This is a genomic window from Staphylococcus sp. HMSC055C03, assembly GCF_001809385.1.
GTDB lineage: Bacteria > Bacillota > Bacilli > Staphylococcales > Staphylococcaceae > Staphylococcus > Staphylococcus simulans.
Genome location: NZ_KV797474.1, coordinates 1 through 25,516, shown reverse-complemented (window position 1 = coordinate 25,516; position 25,516 = coordinate 1). Strand labels below are relative to the sequence as shown.

The following is a 25,516-nucleotide window of genomic DNA, read 5'->3' as shown; positions in this document are numbered from 1 at the left end:
TCTATTCATCCCCCTCTAGTAATTCGCTAATACGTTTTGATGTTGTTCTCATTTCCCTCATGTCAAACAACGGTTCTTTTTCTATTGCTTCTAATGAAGCTTCGAAACCTTTATTATAATCATCTAAATGTTGAATGGCTTCTTCCACAGTTACCCACTCAAAGTTCACTTTTTGACCGGGTTGTTTTTGTGCCAAGACACTTAAGTCTGACTGGCAGACTGTCGCAATCTTAGTGTAACCGCCGACTGTTTGTTTATCATTCATCAATACAATCGGGTTACCGTCATTCGGTACTTGTACACTGCCGAGTGCAACAGGTTCAGAAATAATATCTGCACTGTCAGTCGGCGGAATAGAAGCACCCTTCAAACGAAAGCCCATACGATCCGATTGTTCAGAAATCTCAAAAGGTTCTGACACTAACCCTTCATGGCTAGCATCAGGGAAGCTATCATATTGCGGGCCTTCCACAACTCTGATCGCATCTGTCCCTTCATGGATTAAATCTAAATCGCTCGTATAACCGACATGACGACGGTAATCATTATTATAATGAACCGGAATCATATCATCTTTTCTTAATGCACGGCCATGGAAACCACCCATTTTAGTACGTGTATGCGTCGCATAACTTCCTGCAACTTCAGGTACGTCAATCGGATGACCGAAGTGTAAATAACCTCTTGCGCCTGTAATTGCGGCGTTTAATGCGAGTACATCACCTTTATATACTTGTACAACCGTTTGGTGGGAAATCGGCTCACCATTCAATGTTGCTTTAAATTCTGCGCCTGTAATAACTACAGTATTATCTTCTAAGAATTGTAATGTCGGTCCGATAATAGTTGCTTCGATTGCTGGACCTTCATTACCGATTAATTGTGTACCTAAACGGTAACTATATCTATCTAATGCACCTGCACTAGAGAAACCTTCTTTTTGGTAACCATAACGTCCGATATCTTGAATTGTTGAGAATAGTCCTGGTTTAATAATTCTAATGCTCATCTTGAACAGTCACCCATCTTTCTATATCAAAATCAGGATCGTTTTTCTGTGCGATAATCTCATCATACGTATCTTGTGAGATTTGATAGAATTCAATACGATCTCCCGCTTCATAAAGTGTCATTGGTTCACGGTCCAAGTCGAACACATCTAAAGGTGTACGTCCGATAATTTGCCAACCGCCTGGCGAATCTTGCGGATACAAACCAGTTTGGTTTTTCGCAATGCCGACAGAGCCAGCATCAATACGTACTCTTGGTTCATCCCTTCTTGGTGTATACAGACGCTCATCTAATCCACCAAGATATGGGAAACCAGGCATAAATCCTAGCATATAAATTAAATAAGTTGGTTCTGTATGTAATTGAATCACATCTTCAACTGTTAAATCATTAAGCTTAGCGACTTCTTCAATATCAGGTCCGTATTTTCCTCCATAAATGACTGGAATACGTACCACTTTGGAGCTTTCTGACGTCTCAATATCACTTACATCGAGCGTATCAAGCTTCAAGTCTTCGATTAATGCTTTCGCATGAATCTTATGATCATCGAAGTGAATCATCACTGCACGATAAGACGGTACAATCTCTTTAATCGCTTCATGATCTTGGCGTTCCAAATAAACCACAAGTTGTTGGACTTTCTTGAATGTCTCAGGTGCAATCTGTGGTTCAAAGCGAACTAAGATAGCTTGTTCACTGATAATTTGGTAATCCATTGTTTTGCCTCCCCTTTGTGTTAGGTAATACTGAACATCTATCCAGACGTTCTTTCCTTTGTTTAAGAATGTGACTGCACAAACTGAAACTCAGCTTCAGCTCGGGCAGTCTTTATATGTTTAACACTGTTATCTCTTCAGTTGTTAAGATACTTTTGAAAATTGTAACCGTTTTAAAAACGGCCAACAAATTTAATTATAACATTTATGCCCCATCCGTATCGATTAACTTGGGTATTAAAATCACAACTCAAATTCTATAAGAAATTTTAATAATATGAAATCATGCCTTTTATCGCCATTTTCATAAGTTTTCTGACAATTTAGATGAAAACCTTTTCATGCGTATTGTTTTAATATAATACATTTGTTGCCTAAGTAAAAGACTTTTTTTGCTATAATTTTACACTTCGAATTGTGTTTAATTTAATATCCAATGGTACAACAGGGTTTAGACGATATTACAATCCTATTAAATTTTTGATTTTATTTGTCAGAAATACGATTATCCTAGGAATCTGAAGATTTCTTTATCATAAAGTTTAAAGATTTTGATGAAAATAAAGTGCGCTATATAAGCAACCGTAAATGGAACGACAAAGAATGCGGTGATAATCAAGACTAATTTCAACCAAATTTCATCAACATGCATAAATCTAAAGGCATTAATCGGTCCGACCATACCGATAATACCGAAACCTGCAGACTCTTTTGTTCCGCCAATACCGATGAAACTTGCCACAAAACCTGAAATGGCTGCGGTAACTGTAATCGGTACTAACATCACAGGATATTTAACCATATTTGGAAGCATCATCTTAACACCGCCTAGTAAAATTGTGCCAGGAACACCGAGACGGTTTACAGTGATTGTCCCAAAGACTAATGTTGCTTCAGCTGCTGTAATACCGATTGATGCTGCACCAGCTGCTAGACCGCTGATACCGATGGCCATAGATGTTGCTACTGTGGAGATCGGTGAAATGATGATCATACTATAAGCAATCGCAATCAGCATACACATTAACACTGGCTGCATCTCTGTAAAGGTATTAATGATATGTCCAATACCTGTAGTGACTAATTTTACGTATGGCAAAGTATGTAATGTAATAAACCCAGTAATGACTGCTACAAAGGTAGGTAAAATGATTAAATTCAAGCTTCCGAAGTGTTCACCTATGAATAAAATTAAAAGTGAGGCGATTGAAGCTGCTAACATCGTATTGATCAAGTCACCAATACCTGTGATTACCCATGCACCATTTTTAAATTGCGCTGCCCCACTTCCGATAAATGTAGCTGCCGCAACAACCGCAATGCCAAGCGGTGTGAATTTAAAGCGATGTGCGACTAATGCACCAACCAACATCGGCACCGTAAATTGAATGGCTGTTGCTACTTGTAATAGAACACCTGCTGATTTAGAGTACGGTGATAATGCTTTTAAAATTCCCCCTAATACCGCATGCGGTACGAGTCCTGCGATAATTGCGAATGCGACCCCGTTTAATACGTTATAAAAAAATGTACCCACCGACACCTTGGTACCTGGTCTTGTCATAGTTCCTCCCATATATTCTCCTCCGTTTTCTGTGTTGTTAATTATGTTTGTAATATTCTGATAATTCTAATATTTAAAATACTTAAAGTCAATATCTGCTCGAATTTAATAATGGTTTTAAGAACATATAATAGTAAGAAACCACTAAAATGGTAGAATGAATTATCTTATAACCCTTTCTAAATAAGCTATCTTTTGTATCACAATAAAAAAGAGACAGAAACCACACATATGATTTCTGTCACATTAATGTATTAATCGATAAATTTAAAGATTTCTTCATCATAAATTTTAAATATTTTACTATAAACAAAGTGCGCGATAAACGCAGTAATAAATGGAACGATAAAGAATGCGACTGCACAAAGTATCGCTTTAAGCCAGAAGTCGCCGTAATCTAAAAATCTGAACGCATTGATCGGTCCAACTAAACCGATGATACCGAAACCAGCTGATTCTTTCGTTCCTCCAATACCGATTAAACTTGCCACAAAACCTGTTACTGCCGCAGTCGTAGTAATCGGTAGGAAAATAATCGGATGACGTACTAAGTTCGGCAACATCATTTTAACGCCACCTAAAAAGATTGTCATCGGTACACCTAAACGATTAACACGCAATGTTCCGATCGTTAATACTGCTTCTACTGCCGCTATACCGATGGAAGCTGAACCTGCAGCTAATCCTTCAATACCGATTGCCATGGATAATGCGGCGGTTGAAATTGGCGAAATAACAATTGATGCATAAACTAATGAAATCAAAATACACATCGGTATCGGTTGTAATTCAGTAAAGCTGTTGACCATATTACCGATGACTGTTGTGACGAGTTTGACATAAGGTAGTGTATGCAATGCGATGAAACCTGTACTTACTGCCACAAATGTTGGTAATATAATCAAGTTCAAGCTGCCAAAACGTTCACCAATAAACAAAATCATAAGTGAAGCGATTGCAGCTGCGAACATAGTGTTGATTAAGTCACCAATACCTGTGATAACCCATGCATTATGTTTAAAGACGACAGCGCCACTACCAATAAAGGAAGCCGCTGAAACTACCGCGATACCTAAAGGTGTAAATTTAAAACGATACGCAACTAACGCACCGATTAAACAAGGCACCGCAAATTGAATAGCAGTCGTAACGTGTAGTAATTGCGTAAAGACTGGATTAAATGGGACAAGTGCTTTTAAGATTTCTCCTAAAATCGCATTCGGGATTAAACCTGCTACGATACCAATCGCAACCCCATTTAATAAGTTAAAAAGAAAATATTTGGGACCTATCTTGGTCCCTGGATGTGTGGGTGAAGTATGATTCATCGCTGTGTGTTCCATAAAAAGACTCCTCTCGTGATGCAAAAGACCTGATGTTTTCGTAATTTTCAGAATTATTGTATGCCTATCATTAAAGTATGTCAATGACAGAAAATAGAAAAAAGCAGCCGAAGCTGCTTAAAAATTACAGAGTACTAAAACAGGTGCAGTTCAAGTTCCTTTTGGGTTAGTGAATCACTTATACCTAAAATTACAGAGTACTAAAACCATGTGACTGATGTTGCTGTTGCGGACAATGAATCACTTATACCTAAAATTACAGAGTACTAAAACCTCTAGCACAATTATAAACTTGAATTTTGGTTAAGAAAATAGATACGCTGATAATGCTGAAGAAATTTTCTCCCTATCAATGTCTAGTTGATAGTTAAATTTGCAATGTTTTAAAAAAGCTATGACTATATAAAGATCCAAATCATCGAAAACAACAATTTCCGTCAAATTATAATTAGAAATTGTAGGATTAACTTCTAGAAAAGAACAATATTTTTTAAACAAATACTCAAATCTCTCTTTAAACTTTTCTATTTCTATATTAATTGGCGCATTCCAGTAACTATCATCAATAAACTCTTCAGTAATCATTTGGATATTGTTGATAAAGTAGTTCAAACCTTTGATATTCTCTGATAAAAAATATGAGGACTCTGTTAATACTATTATTGGAATTGGCAGATCATTTAATGTTTTTCTAAATCTAATTTGCTCTTTTATACTTAAACCCGCTTCTGGATACAGATAAATCAAAAACGCCTTTTCTTTTGCTTGATAATTCATTTCATCTACTACTAACGGGACTACTTGTTCTAAACGATTAATCAGCCTAGCATAATCTTCAGTGTAATCATATTTAAATGAAAGCAGTCTTATAAACTGCTTTAAATCAAATGATTTAACAGCCAAAGGTAAAGTCCCTCTTAGATTTTCTCTTAAGTCATCCAATAATACATTAATCGAATTGATATATCCTTCTATTTCCATATCATTATGCAATTCTCTAATGATTTTCTTAGTCATCATACTTGTTGCTGCTAATTGATGCTCATTTTCTATAGCAGAATGATTCAAGATAAAACCTCTAAACCGATTATTTGAAACCCTCTCACATTCTAAAAGATTTGTAATGGTTACACAGTCTTTATTGGAATTTCTTGGTTGAAAGTAATTCTTAAGTGTTTCTAGAATGTATTCTTCATGTGTTGAATCTTCATTGTAAATAGAGGTATACTCACTAGTATTTAAAATAACTCTTGGTAATTCCTCAATACTAATCTCTAAAACCGCTTCATACATATTTTTTCTCCTAAAATAAAATGGTACGATTATCTCCTAATATCTCAATATTTTTATCTTCTTCACCCAGTAATATTTTCATTTTCTCATATTGCTTCTCCGTAATTGTCAATGCTCTCACATGACCATCAGGCGGCAAGATACGTTTCACATAATTCACACTGCTTTCTGCTGAATCTTTATTTATACAACTTTTAATGTAAATAGAGTACTGCATCATCAAAAACCCTTCAGAAATCAGCCCTTTTCTAAACTTACTATATAAGCGTCTTTCCTCTTTCGTGTCAGTTGGGAGATCAAACATTATCATTACTCTCATAAATTTATAACTCATGATTCATAAAAAGAATATTGTTTAATGTTTGGTAGCTTGAGTGTTTCATATCTCCCCGTTCTGAAATACTCAATGATTGATTGAACCATAATTTCAATCGCTCTAATAACTGTGTGCTGCTTTCCGTCAATTTGTACTCTTGCATGCATTAAATTCACTAACTCTAATCTATATGCCTTTGTCATATATTCTTCTTCTGGAGGATGTTTTAATAGATATAAATCTACTAATGGTCTAAATACTTCAATGATGTCTGATGCAAGGTTAAAATGATTTCGTGCACCAATATGATGAATACCAAGTGCTGGAATTAACCCTTTTGCCACAATGGTTCTAGCGATTGCTGAATTTAAAATTGTATAACCAAAATTCAACACCATATTTTCTATTAAAAATTCATCATCACGTCTGAAATCCTCAAAAAATGTATTGAAATAATATTTAGCAGCTTGTCCTTCTATATTCATTTCATCTCTAGATGTAACTAAAGTTTGCAACTGTTTCATTTTAATAATTCTTTCATCAAGGACTCCAACATGTTTCATACATTGAATCTGATTTTGAATTTTTTGAACCAATATATGTTTCCACAATTCTCCTTTATTTTGTTCTGACCATTGAAGTTGCTCTTTCATTTGTCCGTATTGGTTAAAATGACCATTAATTGGATGCACCATACATTCTGGTAAATGTTGTTGATTGCAAAAAACAACTAAAATATTATATTTAGAAAGCTCTATCATAAGCCTTGAAGTTATTGTTGTTGTTAAGTCTTCAATTAGAATAGCGAAAATATCGCTTAAGGGGATTTTAACCTCCAAATCCCCTTTTGCGATTTTCAAATTATTTAAGTTTAATGCAAGTTTATCTACTTCTGAAAGATATACAATTCTCCACGCCAAAAACTACTCACCCTTTCATGATCATTTGAGGCTTTTTCTTACTTTTCACTTTATAAAGATTCCCTAAAATATCTGTGGAATATTTTTCAATAGAATATGTTTTTTGAGATATCGTTTTCAATATTCGCGGCGTTCGTTTATCATTAATATTTTCTAAAAACTCTTTATAAGTTATATCAATCATATTTAGTTCCACTCTATTTACCGAGTCATTATTCACCCCTACAATTCTATATAACTCTCCATCAATTTTAATCAAATCATTATTATAAAAACTTGCGATAAACACTGCATTTTGATCAATTTTTTTCTCACTTTTTGCTTTCTCATAAGCATTTGAATCAATTTTAAAGAAACCTTCTTTTTTGATGACATCTAAATTTTTAACTGTCACAAATTTATATCCACCATTATCTAAGTAAACATCAAAGCGATATGGTTTTAATGATAGTTTTACTATTTTATTCTGACTATTTGAATAGTCGCTTGTAATATCAAGATGCGCATTTAACTTTTTACCGTAATATTTAATCTTTTTGATGATAGGTCCATTATCTTTTTTTACTATATTTAGTTAAATAATTGCCTGTTTCTTCATGGTACTTATAAAGCGGGTTCTTCTCATTACTGTATTGTTCCATAATAGTTTTCAGTTTTTGATAAGTTTGTGGATCATGATGATACATTAATAATTTTTCTGGTGATTTCTTAATTAAATTTTTCAATTTATCATTATCTTTGTCATATAGTCCTTTGATGTTATTTATGATAAGTGTATTGCCTTTATCATCTTTCCTTGTTGAATATAAGGTATCATTTACTAATTCTCTATTCGGTTTTTTATCGACTCTGTGTGAGTACTTATAATCTTTAAAGTCTTTAATACTTTGTATTTGGCGCGGGATTACAAATATTTCTTTATATTCATCGTCAGTTTCAATTCCCGGCATATTTTCAGCTTGTTGCTCTTCAACTGTTTGGTTTTCCATGACTTTATTAGTTGTATCTAGTTTTTTCCATTCTTTGAAAATAAAGTCAGCGTTAGCAATGACCAATGCGTCTTCAGCATGATGTTTGTAACCTTGATTTCTTTCTTTTTTGAACTTCCATTTTTTTCTTAAGAAACTCGTGAAACCTCCATTAATCGATTTTACTTTGACATCTAAGTCATTTACTCTAAAATAGGATCTTAATAAATTCATTAACTCTCTAGTCGCATATCGTGTATCTACCAAATTACGGTTAATAAAATCTTTTTGGACACTAAATCGATTAATATCTCTTTCTTCTAATAAATATTCTTTTTTCTTCTTAGAAACTCTTCCTTTACCTTTAGAAAGGTTCAAAATATGCTTTTTAAATATCTCATAACTAATTTTCGCATCAGAAGAACTCAAATATTGAAATGGCGTTCTATTCCCTTTCTTACTATTCTCCTCTTGTTTTACTAGCACTTTATTATTGAAAGAGTTATCAAAAGAAACAGAACGAGGAATAATATGATCAACTTCATAATGATATGGATTATTAAGTAAATCTTCTAATGGAATAGGTTCCAATGAATACAAACATTTTCCTTCTTGCATATCATGCAGTTTAATCTTTTCAATTAAAAACTTAGCTTTTTCTTTACCGGTTTCCTTAATGATTTTTTCGATTCTTTCATTAGTCTGGCGGTTTCTTTTCTGCATTTCATTGATGAACTTTTGTGCCTCTTTAGAATTCTTTTCTCTTGCTAGCTCAATAATAATATCTTTTGGCAAACCGAATTTTTTAATAATAGCATTAATCACTTTGATGGATTGAATGAATGAACGTTTCACCACTGGTGATAAGATAAAATCGTCCACTAAAGATGTTGGTATTTCTTTTTGTTGGCTTAAATCCACTTTTTTCGGCACAAGTTTCAAACGATTGAAAATAGTCATTTGGTTATCACTTGTGTTCCATAATTCATCCAATATTAAATTGATAGCTTTTAGGGAGAGACGATGTGTGCCGGTATAACCAGTTAAATTTGAAATTTGTTCGATTTCTTCTTGTGTCAATTTTGGTTCCAGTTCAGCTAATTCTTCTTGTATGTCTTCTGCTGACTGGTAAATCGTTAAAATTTCAGCGATTTGATTGAGTAGATCAGCATTCTCCAGAATTTCTTTTCGGGATGTAATGCCTTTTATATCATGATAAATTTTAAAATTAGTGAATTCTGGTTTACCTGTACTCGTTACACGATAGCCTTTAATATCTTCTTCATTCACAAGTATCTCTTTCGCAATTTGTTTGAGTGTCGGCTTTTTCTTTTGTTTAAAGACATTCTCAATGATCTGGAATTTCTCATAATACTCTAGTTTCTCATTCTCATCTCGTGCAATAACCAAGTTATTTAAATCATTTAGGGCATTGTATAAATCAGCATTATAAGCATATTTAACACTTCGTAATTCCTCAGGGAAATATGTACAATGTCCCATTAACATTTCATACCATTCCTTAATATCCTTCCAGCCAAATGGACTACCTTCTCCTGGACCTTCATAGTATGTTCTTCTAGTTTCTAATAAGCTGATATATGTCTCTATGAAAGTTTCATCAATTTTATGATGATTACTTTGTGTCTTTAATAACTGCTTTGCTTCTTTGATGTAATCAGATGTTTTGAAGCGGTTAGCTGCACCTCTTACTTCGCCTTGTTCTTTTAATCGTTCTAACTGTAATTCCGCAACATATTTATCTTCCAAGGCTTTATTATTTCTTGCGATTTGTTCTTTAGTGGATAATTCATTGCCTGTATCTTCTTCCACATCACTTACATTATGTACACCTCTGCGCTTTGCTAAATGAAGCAATGCCGCAGAAAATTCTTCATCGCTTAATTTTTCACTTAGTCCTTTAACGCGAGCTTCGTATGGATTTATTCCACTTATTTCACTGTCTTCATTTAATAATTTATAATCAAACAACATTTTTTTACTCTTTGTAATCTATGTCTACGACGTCTCTTAAGTCGTCTTGCCCCTCTTTTTGATCGTCGTCCTTCATTATTTTCTACATTAGCTTCTTTAAATAAACGAACACCTGCATCTATAACATCTCTTGTTTCATATTCAATAATTCCATAACCCACTGATGTAATTCCGATATCTAGTCCTAAGATATAACTATTATTCATACTATCACTCCCTTATAATTTGAATATTTAAAATTTAATAAATGTAAAAAAAATCTCGCCAAACAAGTTGACGAGATAAACACGGCATTTTGCCTTGTTTTAGTAGATTCTGTAATTTTAGGTATAAGTACAATACAATTATTAGTATTGTAACTTAATGATATTATAGTAGTTATTATTAGTCAATCAATATTTTGTATTTTCTAATAATTTTAATTTTGACTTTGTTGAAAGATTTGTTAGAACATTTCTTTCGTTATTCACTTTTACGTTTTCTACTAGTCATAACAGTTACCATACCTATTAATGAAATACACAAGCCAAAGATTACTAATACAAGATTTCTTTCAGCTTCACCGGCTGCTGGTAATTCTTGTGATTGAGATGCATCAATTGATCTTGCTTCTGAAATTAATGCAGCAACTTTTTCATTGTATTCAGTCGTAGACATTTTACCAGTGTCTTTCAGATGTGTTAATTGAACTAACTTAGTTTGGTAAGGTTCATCTAATTTGATATTTTCAAATCCGATATTTGCCCATCCGTCACCGTCTGGATCCAATTCATCAGAAACTACTTCACCCGTAATTGCTTTAGCTGCTTGAGCTTCTGCACCTTTCACAATGTCTTCAATTCCAGTAAAAATTAATGCTACCGCAACTAACGTTGTTAAAAAGATACCGATTTTTCTCATTATAGGCCTCCTAAGTTTATCTAGTTTACTCATCTTTAACGTAACCCAAACTTGCCTTCTTTAAAAACCCTATTTACAGTAACTAAACAAACTTTGCAGAATGTTCGTAAATGACATAAAGGTAACTTTTATCGATATAGTTTTTCGGATGAAACGGCAATATATTTTAACTTAACTAACATAGCATTAAACTCCTTTTATCTACAATTTTCACACTTCCGTCATACAATTTTCAAAATATGACAAACATTTGTCCTTCATCTATTTAAAAATCTGTAATAATATAATGTAGCTTTTATATAAAGCGAAATCATTACATTTTATATAGATAAAGAGGTAAATTATGAAACCCAACACATTTAATCCTATGCAGCGATTACACTTTTACGCTGCGGTCTTTATTACGCCTTTATTAATTACTTTGACTTTGTCAGGTATTGCTTATCTTTTCTTCCCTGAAGTTGAAAATCAATTGTATAAGCACGAATTCTATGGTCAAAGCGAACATACAAAACAACAATCTATGACCGATGCGATTAAACAAATCGAAAAAGAACATCCTGGTTACACTATCAATAAAGTCAGTGTGATGGAGTCACCTTACAATAACCGCATCACAATTGGTGATATGGAAGGTAATTCTTACTATATTTTTCTAGACAATCATAACCAAATTGTCGATCAACAAAATGCGAAATACACCTATTCCAATATGGTCAGAAGTATACATAGTTCCCTTTCGACTGAAAATACTGCGATTAACTACTTAGTTGAATTAACCGCATGTTGGACTGTTTTTATGATATTATCTGGTAATTATATGTTAGTACGTAAAAAGTTATTAAAATCTAACAACAAAGTACTCAAATTCCAAAAATGGCATGCGATTGTCGGATTAATAATCGCCATTCCGATGTTAATCTTAGTCTTTACAGGCTTACCTTGGTCTGGCTTCATGGGTGCTAAAATCAATCAGATTTCAACTGCGTACCCACAATTAGGACAAACTCAACTCGTCGCAAATCCACCTAAATCAGAAGCCAATGAAATTCCATGGGCTTTAAGACAAAAAGCAGCACCACAATCAGAAGGTGGCGGGCATCATGGTAGTATGGCGATGCCGATGACAAATATTCCCGGTCAATTATCTTTGGATAAAGTGATTCACAACGCTGAAAAGCAAGGTTTAACACGTCCTTTTGCGATTGTTTATCCAACCAGTCCTGATGGTTCCTTTACGCTATCTAAAGCCAGCAATAGTGGTGTAACCGGCTTTGATGTCGCACCTGAAAAAGAAACCACACGTTATATGGACCAATATACTGGTAAACAATTAGGTAAAGTGGATTATCAAGATTACGGTATCCTAGCGAAATGGTTAGCTTGGGGTATTCCGCTTCACGAAGGCCACCTCTTCGGTATGGCTAACAAAATTATTAACTTACTCGTATGTATCGCCTTTTTAGGCGGAATCATCTTTGGTTTCATGTCTTGGTTTAGACGCTTAAAACACATGAAACAAGCTGAAATGCTACCAAGACGTGTGAAAAAGCCGATGTCTATTTCACTTATAATCACTTTGATTATCTTAGGAGTTTTAATGCCTTTATTCGGCTTCTCACTCATTATCGTCTTTATTATAGAAACACTCTTATACTTGAAAGATAAGCGAAATAAACAATTGAATTAATCAACAGAAACAAACAGCGCAACCCTGGGAGGCTGCGCTGTTTTTATATAGTAGGCTTTGTTTATATACTTATATATTGGATTTTGGGAGTAATTATTATTTAATATTTTAATGTTCAGTGAGTTTCAATCATTGGCTTACTTTGTTTTATAGTAGAAATCTGGAATATTTGCCCAACGCTCTTTGAAGTAGAACGCTACAGATTTTGGTTTACGATCTCTTGTGAAGATACCTTTACGGTTACCTTGGACACGAATATGGCCTGTACTTGTTTCGAAGTCAGCGAAGTTCCAAGTTTGTTCCCCGATAAACTGTGGATATTGGTCTACGATTTCATGATTAGCTTCGTAATATTTCACTTGGTATTCTTCTGTGAACATAATGTCATCGATTGCGTGTAATCCGGCTACAGTATCTGCACCGTATTCTGTAAACATAATTGGCTTATTCGGTTGTACTTTAGACCAGCCATCCATTTCTTTCTTCAATGATGCTTTCGCTGCTCTTAAATCACCTTGGTCTACATACCAACCATAATATCTGTTCAAGCAAAGTACATCGACTAAATCTTGAACTTGACAGTTATCAGGTTGTGAGAACATGATTGTTACGATTGTCATTGGACGATCTTGTGGGTCTAAGTCTCTTGCCAGTTGTACTAGCGGTTCGAAGTATTCTTTTGCACCTTTAGCATCTGATTCTGGTTCGTTAGCGATAGACCACATTACAACACATGCATGGTTTTTATCACGTGCGATTAATTCACGAATCACTTGTTCATGCGCTTCTTTTGTTTTAATGTCTTTCCATGTATCAATAGGATTATTTGACTTACCTAAGTGTACTAAGAAGTTCAAGTGAACCCCTACTGCAGTAGTTTCATCAATTACTACAATACCTTGTTCATCCGCAAGACGCATCATTTCTTCTGAATAAGGATAGTGCGCTGTTCTGAATGAGTTCGCATTGATCCACTTCATTAAGTTCAAGTCCATAACATTTGCGTTTTCATTATAGCCTCTACCATTGATAGGTGTATCTTCGTGTTTACCGAATCCTTTAAAGTAGAATGGTTTGTTGTTGATTAAGAATTGACCATCTTTCACTTCAACAGAGCGGATACCTACACGTTCTGTATACGTATCAACCACTTCACCATTGTCGAATAACGTTACTTTTAAGTTATATAAATATGCGTTTAACGGTTCCCATAGACGTGGGTTTTCTACTTTGATGTCACCTTGTGCACCTGTTGCTGAACCTACGATTGTACCTTCTTCATCTAATAATTCAACACGTACCTCTTCCACATCACCGACAACCTCAGTTTCATAACGAACTGTCGCATTGTCACCTTCAACTTTAGGTACCACTGTAATATCTTCTACATATTTATGTGGTGTTGTGTAGATTTTAACCGGACGGTGTAAGCCAGAATAGTTAAAGAAGTCGAAGTTTGGTGTGTTCTTTCTGATTAAGTTGCCATCTTCATCTGTAAACTCTTCATAGTTACCTACAGGTAGTGTTGAGTGATCTAAAATGTTGTTTACTGACACAGTTAAACGGTGGCTGCCTGCGCCAACTTTATCTGTAATATCCACTTCAAATGGTAAGAAACCACCTTTATGAGATACAACTTCTTCACCATCAATATATACAATCGCTTCATGTGTAGCTGATCCGAAACGTAAAACTAAACGCTCGTCACGTAATGCTTTTGGTACGATAAAGTCTCTTTCGTAAAAGACAGTACCCACATGGTTACGAATCTCACTAATCGCACCTTGCTCGTTATATGAACCTGGGACACTCATCACTAAATCAGTATCTAATGGTTGTGTCGCATCTAACTTTTCATTCGCATGTTCTAATCGGAATTTCCAAGTGCCATTTAAATCAATAATATTTCTTGTTTCTGTTGTAATTGGATATAACATATCATTCTCTCCTTCATTTATTATACGCCTGAATATGCATTGAACCCACCATCAACTGGTAATACTACGCCGTCCACAAAGCTTGAGGAACGGTAATCGACTAAGAAGAATAATGCACCGATTAATTCTTCTGGTTTACCAAAACGATGTAAAGGTGTCGCATTCAAGATTTTTTCTGCACGTGCTGAATAACTGCCATCTTCTTTAATTAATAACTTTTCATTTTGAGATGTCACTAAGAACCCTGGCGCAATCGCATTAACACGTACGCCTGTATCAGCAAGGTAAACACTTAACCATTGCGTGAAGTTGCTGACAGCTGCTTTTGCTCCACTGTATGCTGGAATCTTAGTTAATGGTGTAAATGCGTTCATTGATGAAATGTTGATGATTGTTGCTTCTTTGTTATCAATCATGTCTTGCGCAAAGACTTGTGATGGAATGAACGTACCTAAGAAGTTCAAGTCGAACACAAAACCAACACTTGCTTCATCCAATTCAAAGAATGTCTGCATTTGATCTTTATTATCTTTATCGAAATGTTCATCATCCGTCGTACCTTTAGGATGGTTACCGCCTGCACCATTAATTAACACATCCACTTTGCCAAATGCTTCATGGATTTTTGTTTTTGCTTGTTCCATCTGTGCTTTATCTGTAACGCTTGCTGAAACGAAGAGTGCTTTACCGCCCGCTTCTTCAATCTCACGTACAACTTGTGCACCTGTCTCATCATTCAACCCAATAATCGCAATATTAGCACCGACTTGAGCTAATGATTTCGACATCGCTGAACCGATGACACCATTACCACCAGTCACTACTACTGTTTTATTGTTCAAATCAATTTCGTACGGAATCATATACTCACTCCTTACCTTTGCTTACTGCTTCATAAAGTCCGATTAAATATGTCGCACCTAGTGCTCTGTCATATAAACCGTAACCTGGTTTACCTGTTTCGCCCCAAATCATACGGCCATGGTCTGGACGTACAGGACCTTCATAACCGAAGTCATGCATAGCTTTAACAATTTCATACATATCTAAAGAACCTTTATCTGAAGGGTGTGCAGACTCTTCAAATGAATGTGTACCTGTATGTTTGATATTACGCGCATGCACGAAGTGTACGCGGTCTTTTTTACCGAAGTAACGTAACATTTCAGGGAAATCATTATTTTTATCACAGCCTAATGAACCTGAACACATTGTTAAACCATTTGATTTTGAATCATAAAGGTTAATGAAGCGTTCTAAGTTTTCTTTGTTTGTGATAATACGTGGTAAGCCGAAAATATTCCATGGTGGATCATCCGGATGAATCGCCATTAAAATATCTTCCTCTTCAGCTACAGGGATAATTTTATTAATAAAGTAAGACAAGTTTTCCCATAGCTTTTCTTCATCAACAGATTCATAAGCTTTAAATAAATCTGCTAAATCATCTTTCGTATAACTTGAATCCCAACCAGGTAATGAAAGTTCCCCGCTTAATGGATCCATCTTTTTGATATGGTCTTCGTTATAGATTAAAGCAGTTGAACCATCGTCTAAACGATATTCTAAGTCTGAACGCGTCCAATCAAACACTGGCATAAAATTATAGCACACAACTTTAATTCCCGCTTTACTTAAATTACGTAATGTTTGTTGGTAGTTTTCAATATACTTGTCACGTGTAGGACGTCCTAACTTAATATCTTCATGTACTGGTACACTTTCAATCACAGATAACTCTAAACCAGCATCTTCTATCTCTTTCTTTAGTGCTTCGATTTTATCTAATGGCCAAACTTCACCAACAGGTACATCATAAATTGCGCTGACAATCCCTTCCATACCAGGAATTTGACGAATGTACTCTAAACTAATTGGATCTTCTTTACCATACCAACGAAATGTCATCTTCATTGATTATTCTCCTCCTTAATTAATCCAAAGTAATGATAAGCATTGTTGTAACAAATGCCTTTAATTAATTTTTCTAATAATGATGGTTCATCTGGAATTTCTCCATTTTCAACCATCTCTCCGATATATGTGCATAGAATGCGACGGAAGTATTCATGTCGTGCGTATGAGATAAAGCTTCTTGAGTCAGTCAACATACCTACAAAGTGCATCAGCATACCTTGATCAGCTAGTGATGACATTTGTCTCAACATGCCGCGTTTTGTATCGTTGAACCACCAGCCAGCACCGTGTTGGATTTTACTCGCAATACCTGGCTCTGTTTGGAAGTTCGCAATTGTTGAACCTACAACGTCGTTATAATTTGGGTTCAAGTTGTAAAGAATCGTTTTTGGTAAGTGATCTTCACGTTCCATCATGTCTAGTAAATGGTTCAAGTTATAGGCTAAGTTCGTTTGATCGTTAATTGAATCAAAACCTGTGTCTGGACCTAGCTTTTCAAATGCTCTCGTATTGTTATTTCTGATCGCACCGAAGTGAATTTGCATTGTCCATCCTTTGTCAGCGTATGCTTTGCTTAACTCATTTAAGACGAATGTGATAAATTGTGCTTTTTCAAAATCAGAAACCGTTTCTTTGCTTAATGCTTTTCTGAAGATGTCCGTGATTTCTTCTGATGTGAAATCTTCATAATCAATTCGTTCCAAACCATGGTCAGCTAATCTGCCGCCTTTGCCGTGGAAGTAATCGATACGTTGTTTCAAACTGTCAATGAAGCTTTCAACACTTTGAATCGGTTGAGTAATCTCAGCTAGTTTTTCAACAAAATCTATGAAATCTTGTGAACCGATTTTAAATGCTGCATCAGGTCTGAATGCTGGTAAAACCGCTGTTTTGAAATCAGATTGGGCTTTAATTTCATCATGATAATGTAAATCATCTGTTGGATTATCTGTCGTACAAATCAAATTAACTTTTGATTCTTTAATTAAAGATTGCGTTGTCACATGATTGTCTTTCAGATATTGATTCACACGTTCATAAATTTCTTCTGCGTTATCTTCAGTTAATAAATCATAGACACCGAAGTACATCGCAAGTTCTAATTGTGACCAGTGATACACTGGGTTGCCGACTGCGTTTTGAAGTGCTTGTGCCCATTTGACAAACTTTTCTTTTTTGTCCGCATCTCCAGTGATGTAATGTTCTTCGATACCTTGAGCACGCATAACTCTCCATTTATAATGATCGCCGCTCAACCATAAATCTGTAATGTTATCAAAGTGATGATCCTCACTGATTTGTTTAGGGTCTAAATGACAATGGTAGTCATAAATTGGCATGTCTTTTGCATAATCTTCATAAAGTTGTACTGCTTTATCATTGTGTAACATAAAAGTTTCATTGATAAATGCCATAGTATATACGCTCCTTTTAAATTTCTTCTCTTAACGCTAATTCTTTTACAATTTGTTCATGTCGTTTATCTGTTAATTTATAGAATATTCCGAAGACAATTACCGCAATTAAACTGATAACAGCAGGTACGACAAAGTATAAAAGTCCTAACCCCTGTAATGTATCGGCAGTTTGCTCGACATTCGGTTGATAACCAATAAACGTTAGTGCTATACCTGGAATAAATCCAGCTAAAGCTTGTGATACTTTACGTGTGAAGCTGTAGCTTGAATAAATAATCCCCTCAGTACGAACTCCTGATTTCCATTGGCCGTATTCTACAACGTCTGCGATAAATGCCCATGTAACTGTATTAGGAATCACTAGGAAGAACATGCCTAATGTACTAAAGATTAAGAAGGTTACAACGTTCTCTCCAAAGAATGCATAGTTTAACATTTCACAAATGATAAAGCCTACAACACCAATAATCGCAGTCATTTTTTTACCAAACTTCTTACTTAAAACAGTTGTAAGATATAATGCTGGAATCAGTGCGATAAAGTTGAACAAGCTAACAATGCCTACTAAATTAACTTCGCCAAGTACATATTGGAAGTAATACAATTGTGTAGATTGCTTTAAGAACATGGCTGTAATTGTTAGTAATGTATAGAAGGCAAGCACTGCGAATGCTCCGTTTTTCAATAAGTTTTTAAACGCAATTCTACTTTGTCCTTTTGTATCAGGGGGTTCTACTGTAAAGCGTTCTTTAACACCTTTATAACAAATGATGTGGAAAATCACACCAATTGCCGCAAGTACACCTACAACAACTGGGAACCCAATTGCTTGATTAGGGAATTGGCTTACCATAGGTAAAACAATGATACCTGTAATGAACAACGCACCTTGTGACCCCATATTTCTGAACACTGAAAGTTGTGTACGGTCATCTGCGTTTACTGTCATAGATGCAGAAAGTGAACCATAAGGAATATTAACAATTGAATAAGCCATACTGAATATCATATAAGTTGCGAATGCCCATATCACTTTACCGGTATAATCTAAATTCGGGGTGATAAAGGTCATTACTGTCATAATTGCTAAAGGTACTGTCCCAAATAAGATATATGGTCTGAACTTACCTCTTGGACCAATATTTTTACGTGAATCTACATAAGATCCGACACCTGTATCGACAAAAGCGTCAAATATTTTTGAAATTAGGAATACTAAACCTGCATACGTTGCTGATATTCCTAAAACATCTGTATAGAACTTAAGTAAGTAGATTTGACCTAAGTCAAACATCATTCCGTTACCTAAGTCACCAAATCCATAAGCAATTTTCTCTTTGAGCGGTAATTTCGGCTTTTCTATCGCTTTAAATGTTTCAACTTTTTCCTCTTGTCGTTTTGTCATCGTTTCCATAGCATGACCTCTTTTCTAGCGTTTAATATCCGCTGAATCTGTAATTTGGAAAATTGTTTCAACATCCGCTGTATGATAATCACCATGGATGGCGTGCTTATACAACATATTGTTAATCGCAAATTGAACTGTCGTTCTCAAATCCCAATTTTCCATTAATCCATAAATAATCCCTGTGCTGAATGCGTCACCAGTACCGACGCGGTCTAAAATATCTGAATCAAATTGTGCTGTCTGTTCTATATGGTTTCTATGTGATATAAAACCTTGTAAGCGGTTTCTTGAGTTCGTAAAATTTTTTCTTTGTGTAAAAGCAATGTATTCAATGTCATAGCGTTCGTGTATTTCAGCTAAATATGGTTTTAATGTTTCAATCGAAGCTAATCTATCTAAGCCATCCTTTTTATCCGTTCCATCTTCATTTGTAAGTGATAAAGGTTCATAACCAAAGATTAAATCAACATAAGGTAACAACTCAGACATCGCCTCACGTGCTGTTTCAAAAGACCATAATGCTGCGCGGAAGTTTAAATCACAACTTACAAATAAGCCTTGTGATTTTGCGGCTTTTGCGGCTTGTAACGTAACCTTAAACAACTGTTCATTCAATGCAGGTGTAATACCTGTAAAGTGGAACCACTGTTGATTTTTAAAAGCTGCTTCAAAATCAATTGACGTTGTATCCAACTGTGAAAATACTGAATTCGCACGATCATACACTACTTTAGAAGGTCGATAAGCAAATCCTTTTTCTAAGTAATACACACCTAATCTGCCATCAGCTTGTACGATATGATCTGTCCCGACACCGTACTTTCTTAAAGTTCTTAATACAGCTTGCCCAAGCTCATTTTGAGGTAATCCCGTTATCACTTGTGTTGATACGCCGAATCCAGCTAACCCGACAGCTACATTCGTTTCTGCACCGCCATAGACCGCATCAAACGATGTGGTTTCTGTAATCGTTTGATGGTTTGGAGGTGTTAAACGCATCATGATTTCACCTAGTGTGATAAAATTCATGACTTATCACCTCGAATACGTTCGAAGCGTTCTACAAATTTCTTCGTGTTCTGATAAATGATGTTATCACTGCCGTCTTTCGCACCTTTTGTTAATCCGCCGCCAATACCGATTGCAAATGCACCTTTTTTATACCATTCGTCCATATTATCAATGGATACACCACCTGAAGGCATCATTTCGACATTTGGAATAGGTCCGTGAACTGCATTGATAAAATCTGAACCAAGCACATCACCTGGAAAGACTTTGACTAAATCTACACCTGATTTCAATGCATCTGTAATTTCTGTGACCGACCCGCAACCAGGCAGATACGGAATTGAATACAAGTTACATAACTGTGCAATGTCTCCATCAAAATTTGGACTGACGATATATTTAGCGCCGTTTAAGATTGCGATACGCGCAGTATGCGCATCAAGTACAGTGCCAGCACCAATCACAACTGTGTCATCAGCATGTTGTTGTAAATGTTGAATCACATGTTCTGCACCTGGTGTTGTAAATGTTACTTCAATATTTTTGATTCCGCCCTCTATAATTTGATCAATCATATTTTGTGCATCTTCTTGTGATTTGCCTCTGACAACTGCGACCAGATAATTGTTATGCAACTGTTCCAATATTGTATATTTATGCATTGTTTAATCCTCCCTTAAAAATACTTTTTTAACTAGCTAGCTCACCACTAAAGTAAAAGTTTTTTTAAGAATGGTCAATTTTCCATCAGATTTCAGACCTCTTTTTATGCAAAAAATGCAAATAAAAAAACGCCTTTATCAATCAAGTTAAACCCTTGATATAAAAGCGTTTCTTTGTAATATTTATCTACACGAACAATGAATTTTCGGCGAAAAATGATATGAAATTTTACGTTACTATTTTACTTTTTACTCTTGGAATATCCGCTGTTTTTATCATTTTTTTTACGTTTTTATACAAATTTTTACCTTATTTGCGTTTTTTCCGAGATTTCTGACAAATTTATACTATGAAAAATTGTTTATGTTTATGAATTTAGATACAATAATGGTGTAGCGATTGTAAACGGTTTCATCATTTTGTATGTTTTTTCATTTTTCGATACTTTAATGGAGACATGTGATATACTTCTTTAAATCTTTGAGTAAAATAACTTTGATTTTTAAACCCGACATAAACTGCAATGTCAGAGACAGACATATTGGTTCGCACTAACAAGTCCCGCCCAACTTTAATGCGAGCTTTAATGATGTATTGTGATAAGGTAACGCCTAATTCCTCGCTAAAGATTCTAGATAAATAAGAAGGAGATAAATCAACCATCTCTGCTAAATATTGAAGCGTGAGTGGATGATCTAAATGTAAATCGATATACTGCAGAATTTTATTAACTTTTGGTGTGTGTTCGTACTGTTTCACTTTTTGAGCAATATCGGTGTATTCCATAGTTAACGCATGCATCACATCACTGAGTCCCTGCAAATTAACTACTTCATCTATTTCAGCAGCATATTTTTTAGAAATCTGATCGACTAGCAACAAGTTTGCGCCTGCTTTTTCGATTGCTTTACGTCCGAATGTATTTAAAATATAAGCTTTATATTTTGCGTTTAAAGCGTAATCATTTGAACGTTTCATACCAGCCACACTACTCATTAATTTTATCAGACAATTAAATACTGTTTCTTTATCACCATTTTCCATCGCAGTGATTAATTGATTCTCAACTTTATATCTTTCTTCTAATTCATTCAATGTGAATTCATATTGTTCTTGTGTCGCTGTATAACCTAGTTCTGTTGTATGCATCTTTAATGTAAATGGAATGACTTCATAATTCACATCTCGATTTTTAATAAAACGTACGGCTAATCGTGTCATTTTCAATGCGTCTCTACGATTACAAACCGGAATGCTCAATAAATATTGTTTCAAAGTAGCCATCTTTGATATTTTAATGCCCGCTTCTTGCAGCATTTCATGACTCTGTTTTTCAGTCGGTCGTTCATTTAAGAAAGGACCGATCATAATAAATTGTTTTTGTTTACGATACTTGAAGAAATAATAATGGACATTAAACGCATTGGTATAAAAGTAAATGTGCTGACTGCTCATCTCATTAATGTAAGTCTTTAAAGACTTACGTAATTGTTTACTTTCGTAATTCATAAACGGCGTTTTAATTTCATTTACAATTTGATTAATATGACGATTATCAAACACTTTTAATTCTAGCCCTAATAAGTACATTGCATGTGTTTTCAACATTTCAATTGTCTTATCATCCATATAAACACCTACTGACTTTATTTATAATGACGCCAAAAAGACGTAATGTCTGCTTTATCCTCTAAGTTGAATTGAATCATATCCTTTAATAAGTCATAGTCTATATCTTGCGTCCATTTAATACGGAATAAGTTTTCAGTATACGTATAGCCATTTGCGTCAAAACGGTCTATAAACGGCTTCATTCCTGCAGCTTCAGGATTTATAGAGAAATGTGCCTTTGCACGACTGAATCCGATAATATAGGTACCATGATGTGTATACATAGGTTGATTCCACTTAATGGCTTTTTCTAACTCAGGAAACGTTTCATCTACCCAGTTAAAAACAGTTGTTAAAATTTCCTTTTGTTTTGGATCCTCGATTTTATTTAAATACTCATTAAAATTTTCCATTGATTTCTCCCTTTATTTCGACTTACTTCCATTATATGAGACCATTCTCAAAAGGGCTATGAATGTATCTCTAAATTTCCATTAAAAAAGCATGACAGCGTAAGTCTATTTACTGTCATGCTTAAAGTAACTATGCTAATTCATCTTCTACTTCACCGTGTGAAGAAAGCAATCCAAATACATAGAATAAGACACCCATCGCAACGAGTGAAATAATTCCAGAAATCCATCCACCAGTCACATCGTGTAGTAAACCGATTAAGAATGGTCCGATTGCGGCGATGAAGTAACCGATTGATTGACCGAAGCCAGATAATGCGATACTGCCATCACTTGTACGTGCACGGATTGAGAAGAATGTCATACATAAACTAAATCCAGAACCCATACCAAAGCCGGCTAAAATCATACCGATAATTAATAGCGTGAATGATTGTGAGAAGAACAGTGCGAATCCGATAATAAAGAATGCGGAAACGATAGTCACTAATAGTTTTTGGTTCTTCATACGTGACGCTAAAATAGGGAAAATAAACGTCATCGGTACTTGTGCGAATTGGTTCAGCATCAATAAGTAGCCTGCTGTTGAAGCATCTACACCTCTATCTACTAAGATAGACGGTACCCATGCGACAACTGTATAGAAAATCATAGATTGGAAGCCCATCATGAATGCGACTGTCCATGCGAGTTTAGAACGACTGATTTTAAATAACTTTTTCTCTTCTTTAGCTGCTTGTTCAAGCATGGCTTTCTCTTGTTTCGTACCTGAAAGCATTTGCGGAACCCATAATATAATCGCAATAATCGCAAATACTAACCAGAAACCTAACGATAGACGATATGTACCCGCTTCAGATAACGGATAACTTAAGCCGCCGCCTAAACCTGCAGTGAAGTTCATTGTACCACTGTATAAGCCTGTCATTAGACCGATTTGAAGCGGGAATTTCCATTTTACATAACTTGGCAGCACGACGTTACCAAAGGCAATACCAATACCTAGCAACACTGTACCAAGGATGAAAATCGGGAATCCGCCAGAGACACGTACGATTAAAGCAATAATGACTAAAATCGTAGATAAGAACACCGTCTTAGACATCGTCAGACGAGAGGATACTTTAGATACAAGCGGTGATACAATACCAAAAATCAACAGCGGGATCGTCGTTAAGATACCTGCCACACTGTTATTGATTGATAAGGCATCTTTAATTTGATCAATAACCGGACCAACTGCTGTTAACGGTGCACGTAATGTTGATGCGACAAAGACCATCGCAAGAACAATCAACCACGAATCGCGCAATCTATGTTTTTGGAAGCGCTCATCCTGTACCATATGCTCACCCTTTCTTCATTTATTTAAGTTTATTTGAAAATAAAGAGAGAGGTAGGACAGAACCTAATCTCCCCACCTCATTGAATTAACTTTATTCTATGTCTTTCGTTTCATCAATGCAAGTACAGGTATAGAAGATTAACATACCTTACTATGCATCACGTCACTTATTTATTTAAAGTGATACGTGTACCTGCTTTACCTTCTAAAGCATCGACAGCGTCTGCTAATGAACAGATAATCGCTTCTTTACCTGTTTTCGCGAATTCAATCGCAGCTTGGATTTTCGGTAACATACTGCCTGCTGGGAATTGACCTTCCGCAACATATTGTTCCGCTTCCTCAACTGAGATGTTTTCTAATTTCGCTTCATTTTCTTTACCGTAGTTGATATAAACATTCGGTACGTCAGTTAACATAATGAACGTATCAGCGTTCACTTGTTCAGCTAATTTCAAGCCTGAACGGTCTTTATCAATAACCGCTTCTAAGCCATGAATTTTGCCGTCATCGTCACGATATACAGGGATACCGCCACCGCCAGATGAAATGACAACTGTGTCTGTCATTAAGCGTTTAATCGCGTCTACACCGTTGATCACCATTGGTTCTGGTGAAGGTACAACACGACGATAGCCACCGCCAGCATCTTCAACCATAGTGAAACCTTGTTCTTGTTCCATACGTTTTGCTTCTTCTTCTGAGAAGAACACACCGATTGGTTTCGTTGGATTATCGAAAGCTGGATCATCTTTGCTGACTTCAACCATTGTTAAAAATGACACAACATTTGAATCGATACCGCGTTGGTATAAATCGTTTTTCAGTGCACTTTCCATCATATAACCGATGAAACCTTGAGATTCAGCGTTACATACATCAATCGGCATTGGAGAAACTTGGTCTTTAGCCGCTTCGTTTTGAACGATGATGTTACCTACTTGCGGTCCGTTACCGTGTGTCACAACAATTTTGTGTCCACTTTCTTTAATGTCGGCCATTTTGCTTGCCGCATTTTTTACGTTGTTATATTGATTTTCAGGTTCTGTTGCAAAGTAAAAAAATATAGCTAAC

Annotated in this window: 23 protein-coding genes; 1 reads left to right on the top strand and 22 read right to left on the bottom strand. The window is 35.3% G+C overall.

All coding sequences use genetic code 11. The annotated features are described in order from the left end of the window. Nucleotide 1: 1 nt before the first annotated feature. The 11 genes from HMPREF2603_RS00230 to HMPREF2603_RS00185 all read right to left on the bottom strand — a co-directional run bounded on the left by HMPREF2603_RS00230 (nt 2) and on the right by HMPREF2603_RS00185 (nt 11,029). The gene (locus tag HMPREF2603_RS00230; RefSeq protein ID WP_060803563.1) at nt 2–1,009 is read right to left on the bottom strand and encodes a 5-oxoprolinase subunit C family protein; all 1,008 of its coding nucleotides are present in this window, start codon (nt 1,007–1,009) and stop codon (nt 2–4) included. Then, nucleotides 999–1,730, bottom strand: coding sequence for a 5-oxoprolinase subunit PxpB (pxpB, locus tag HMPREF2603_RS00225; protein ID WP_002479878.1), 732 nt, complete (start codon nt 1,728–1,730; stop codon nt 999–1,001). The genes HMPREF2603_RS00230 and pxpB overlap by 11 nt, the downstream gene beginning before the upstream one ends. A gap of 505 nt (nt 1,731–2,235) precedes the next feature. Further along, nucleotides 2,236–3,306 carry a PTS sugar transporter subunit IIC gene (locus tag HMPREF2603_RS00220; protein WP_148130407.1) on the bottom strand — a complete coding sequence of 357 codons (1,071 nt, stop codon included), beginning with the start codon at nt 3,304–3,306 and terminating at the stop codon, nt 2,236–2,238. Nucleotides 3,307–3,548: 242 nt separating this feature from the next. Next, the gene (locus HMPREF2603_RS00215) at nt 3,549–4,637 is read right to left on the bottom strand and encodes a PTS sugar transporter subunit IIC (RefSeq protein ID WP_083297505.1); all 1,089 of its coding nucleotides are present in this window, start codon (nt 4,635–4,637) and stop codon (nt 3,549–3,551) included. 303 nt (nt 4,638–4,940) lie between these two features. Next, nucleotides 4,941–5,930, bottom strand: coding sequence for a hypothetical protein (locus HMPREF2603_RS00210; protein ID WP_060803562.1), 990 nt, complete (start codon nt 5,928–5,930; stop codon nt 4,941–4,943). A 10-nt stretch (nt 5,931–5,940) separates the two neighbouring features. Beyond that, the gene (gene cas2 / locus HMPREF2603_RS00205; RefSeq protein ID WP_060803561.1) at nt 5,941–6,249 is read right to left on the bottom strand and encodes a CRISPR-associated endonuclease Cas2; all 309 of its coding nucleotides are present in this window, start codon (nt 6,247–6,249) and stop codon (nt 5,941–5,943) included. 11 nt (nt 6,250–6,260) lie between these two features. Beyond that, nucleotides 6,261–7,166 carry a type II CRISPR-associated endonuclease Cas1 gene (gene cas1 / locus HMPREF2603_RS00200; protein ID WP_060803560.1) on the bottom strand — a complete coding sequence of 302 codons (906 nt, stop codon included), beginning with the start codon at nt 7,164–7,166 and terminating at the stop codon, nt 6,261–6,263. Between the two features lie 7 nt (nt 7,167–7,173). Beyond that, nucleotides 7,174–7,698 (bottom strand): hypothetical protein, encoded by a 525-nt coding sequence (locus HMPREF2603_RS13560; protein WP_261676361.1) that lies wholly within the window; start codon nt 7,696–7,698, stop codon nt 7,174–7,176. A 19-nt stretch (nt 7,699–7,717) separates the two neighbouring features. After that, entirely contained in the window at nt 7,718–10,129 is a 2,412-nt protein-coding gene (cas9, locus tag HMPREF2603_RS00195) for a type II CRISPR RNA-guided endonuclease Cas9 (RefSeq protein WP_261676359.1), read from the bottom strand. Continuing rightward, the gene (locus tag HMPREF2603_RS13555; protein WP_060803559.1) at nt 10,105–10,335 is read right to left on the bottom strand and encodes a hypothetical protein; all 231 of its coding nucleotides are present in this window, start codon (nt 10,333–10,335) and stop codon (nt 10,105–10,107) included. Before HMPREF2603_RS13555 ends, cas9 begins: the two co-directional genes overlap by 25 nt. A 256-nt stretch (nt 10,336–10,591) precedes the next feature. Beyond that, entirely contained in the window at nt 10,592–11,029 is a 438-nt protein-coding gene (locus HMPREF2603_RS00185; RefSeq protein ID WP_070462817.1) for an LPXTG cell wall anchor domain-containing protein, read from the bottom strand. A 343-nt stretch (nt 11,030–11,372) separates the two neighbouring features. On the opposite strand from HMPREF2603_RS00185, the gene HMPREF2603_RS00180 reads away from it, so the two are divergent. Beyond that, entirely contained in the window at nt 11,373–12,719 is a 1,347-nt protein-coding gene (locus tag HMPREF2603_RS00180; protein WP_060803557.1) for a PepSY-associated TM helix domain-containing protein, read from the top strand. A 137-nt stretch (nt 12,720–12,856) separates the two neighbouring features. Here HMPREF2603_RS00180 and uidA read toward each other — a convergent pair whose 3' ends face one another. From uidA to arcC, 11 genes are all read right to left on the bottom strand, one after another. Then, on the bottom strand, nt 12,857–14,656 hold the full coding sequence (gene uidA, locus HMPREF2603_RS00175; RefSeq protein WP_060803556.1) for a beta-glucuronidase: 1,800 nt from the start codon (nt 14,654–14,656) through the stop codon (nt 12,857–12,859). 20 nt (nt 14,657–14,676) lie between these two features. Then, entirely contained in the window at nt 14,677–15,519 is an 843-nt protein-coding gene (locus HMPREF2603_RS00170) for an SDR family oxidoreductase (protein ID WP_060803555.1), read from the bottom strand. 4 nt (nt 15,520–15,523) lie between these two features. Continuing rightward, nucleotides 15,524–16,570: a mannonate dehydratase gene (uxuA, locus tag HMPREF2603_RS00165; RefSeq protein ID WP_023015517.1), complete on the bottom strand. Its 1,047-nt coding sequence runs from the start codon at nt 16,568–16,570 to the stop codon at nt 15,524–15,526. Continuing rightward, complete coding sequence (gene uxaC / locus HMPREF2603_RS00160; RefSeq protein ID WP_060803554.1) at nt 16,567–17,988, bottom strand: glucuronate isomerase; 1,422 nt, start codon at nt 17,986–17,988, stop codon at nt 16,567–16,569. Before uxaC ends, uxuA begins: the two co-directional genes overlap by 4 nt. 16 nt (nt 17,989–18,004) lie before the next feature. Then, nucleotides 18,005–19,405: a glycoside-pentoside-hexuronide (GPH):cation symporter gene (locus HMPREF2603_RS00155; RefSeq protein WP_002479888.1), complete on the bottom strand. Its 1,401-nt coding sequence runs from the start codon at nt 19,403–19,405 to the stop codon at nt 18,005–18,007. Nucleotides 19,406–19,420: 15 nt separating this feature from the next. Continuing rightward, complete coding sequence (locus HMPREF2603_RS00150) at nt 19,421–20,428, bottom strand: sugar kinase (RefSeq protein WP_002479889.1); 1,008 nt, start codon at nt 20,426–20,428, stop codon at nt 19,421–19,423. Then, nucleotides 20,425–21,072, bottom strand: coding sequence for a bifunctional 2-keto-4-hydroxyglutarate aldolase/2-keto-3-deoxy-6-phosphogluconate aldolase (locus HMPREF2603_RS00145; protein ID WP_023015519.1), 648 nt, complete (start codon nt 21,070–21,072; stop codon nt 20,425–20,427). The genes HMPREF2603_RS00150 and HMPREF2603_RS00145 overlap by 4 nt, the downstream gene beginning before the upstream one ends. Before the next feature lie 415 nt (nt 21,073–21,487). Further along, nucleotides 21,488–22,702 (bottom strand): helix-turn-helix domain-containing protein, encoded by a 1,215-nt coding sequence (locus tag HMPREF2603_RS00140; RefSeq protein ID WP_002479891.1) that lies wholly within the window; start codon nt 22,700–22,702, stop codon nt 21,488–21,490. A 17-nt stretch (nt 22,703–22,719) separates the two neighbouring features. Further along, nucleotides 22,720–23,097 carry an iron chaperone gene (locus HMPREF2603_RS00135; protein ID WP_002479892.1) on the bottom strand — a complete coding sequence of 126 codons (378 nt, stop codon included), beginning with the start codon at nt 23,095–23,097 and terminating at the stop codon, nt 22,720–22,722. A gap of 130 nt (nt 23,098–23,227) precedes the next feature. Continuing rightward, nucleotides 23,228–24,442, bottom strand: coding sequence for a CynX/NimT family MFS transporter (locus HMPREF2603_RS00130; protein WP_070462808.1), 1,215 nt, complete (start codon nt 24,440–24,442; stop codon nt 23,228–23,230). 167 nt (nt 24,443–24,609) lie between these two features. Further along, the gene (gene arcC / locus HMPREF2603_RS00125) at nt 24,610–25,509 is read right to left on the bottom strand and encodes a carbamate kinase (RefSeq protein WP_070468831.1); all 900 of its coding nucleotides are present in this window, start codon (nt 25,507–25,509) and stop codon (nt 24,610–24,612) included. Nucleotides 25,510–25,516 lie beyond the last annotated feature (7 nt).

Bases quoted from the DNA above. Each gene is read 5' to 3' on its own strand.
- HMPREF2603_RS00220 (WP_148130407.1), bottom strand. From the start codon at position 3,306: ATGGGAGGAACTATGACAAGACCAGGTACCAAGGTGTCGGTGGGTACA.
- HMPREF2603_RS00135 (WP_002479892.1), bottom strand. From the start codon at position 23,097: ATGGAAAATTTTAATGAGTATTTAAATAAAATCGAGGATCCAAAACAA.
- HMPREF2603_RS00185 (WP_070462817.1), bottom strand. From the start codon at position 11,029: ATGAGAAAAATCGGTATCTTTTTAACAACGTTAGTTGCGGTAGCATTA.
- HMPREF2603_RS00155 (WP_002479888.1), bottom strand. From the start codon at position 19,405: ATGGAAACGATGACAAAACGACAAGAGGAAAAAGTTGAAACATTTAAA.
- cas2 (WP_060803561.1), bottom strand. From the start codon at position 6,249: ATGAGAGTAATGATAATGTTTGATCTCCCAACTGACACGAAAGAGGAA.
- pxpB (WP_002479878.1), bottom strand. From the start codon at position 1,730: ATGGATTACCAAATTATCAGTGAACAAGCTATCTTAGTTCGCTTTGAA.
- HMPREF2603_RS00230 (WP_060803563.1), bottom strand. From the start codon at position 1,009: ATGAGCATTAGAATTATTAAACCAGGACTATTCTCAACAATTCAAGAT.
- HMPREF2603_RS00140 (WP_002479891.1), bottom strand. From the start codon at position 22,702: ATGGATGATAAGACAATTGAAATGTTGAAAACACATGCAATGTACTTA.
- HMPREF2603_RS13555 (WP_060803559.1), bottom strand. From the start codon at position 10,335: ATGAATAATAGTTATATCTTAGGACTAGATATCGGAATTACATCAGTG.
- HMPREF2603_RS00215 (WP_083297505.1), bottom strand. From the start codon at position 4,637: ATGGAACACACAGCGATGAATCATACTTCACCCACACATCCAGGGACC.
- HMPREF2603_RS00150 (WP_002479889.1), bottom strand. From the start codon at position 20,428: ATGAATTTTATCACACTAGGTGAAATCATGATGCGTTTAACACCTCCA.
- cas9 (WP_261676359.1), bottom strand. From the start codon at position 10,129: ATGTTGTTTGATTATAAATTATTAAATGAAGACAGTGAAATAAGTGGA.
- HMPREF2603_RS00180 (WP_060803557.1), top strand. From the start codon at position 11,373: ATGAAACCCAACACATTTAATCCTATGCAGCGATTACACTTTTACGCT.
- HMPREF2603_RS00170 (WP_060803555.1), bottom strand. From the start codon at position 15,519: ATGATTCCGTACGAAATTGATTTGAACAATAAAACAGTAGTAGTGACT.
- HMPREF2603_RS00210 (WP_060803562.1), bottom strand. From the start codon at position 5,930: ATGTATGAAGCGGTTTTAGAGATTAGTATTGAGGAATTACCAAGAGTT.
- HMPREF2603_RS00145 (WP_023015519.1), bottom strand. From the start codon at position 21,072: ATGCATAAATATACAATATTGGAACAGTTGCATAACAATTATCTGGTC.
- uxuA (WP_023015517.1), bottom strand. From the start codon at position 16,570: ATGAAGATGACATTTCGTTGGTATGGTAAAGAAGATCCAATTAGTTTA.
- uxaC (WP_060803554.1), bottom strand. From the start codon at position 17,988: ATGGCATTTATCAATGAAACTTTTATGTTACACAATGATAAAGCAGTA.
- HMPREF2603_RS00130 (WP_070462808.1), bottom strand. From the start codon at position 24,442: ATGGTACAGGATGAGCGCTTCCAAAAACATAGATTGCGCGATTCGTGG.
- uidA (WP_060803556.1), bottom strand. From the start codon at position 14,656: ATGTTATATCCAATTACAACAGAAACAAGAAATATTATTGATTTAAAT.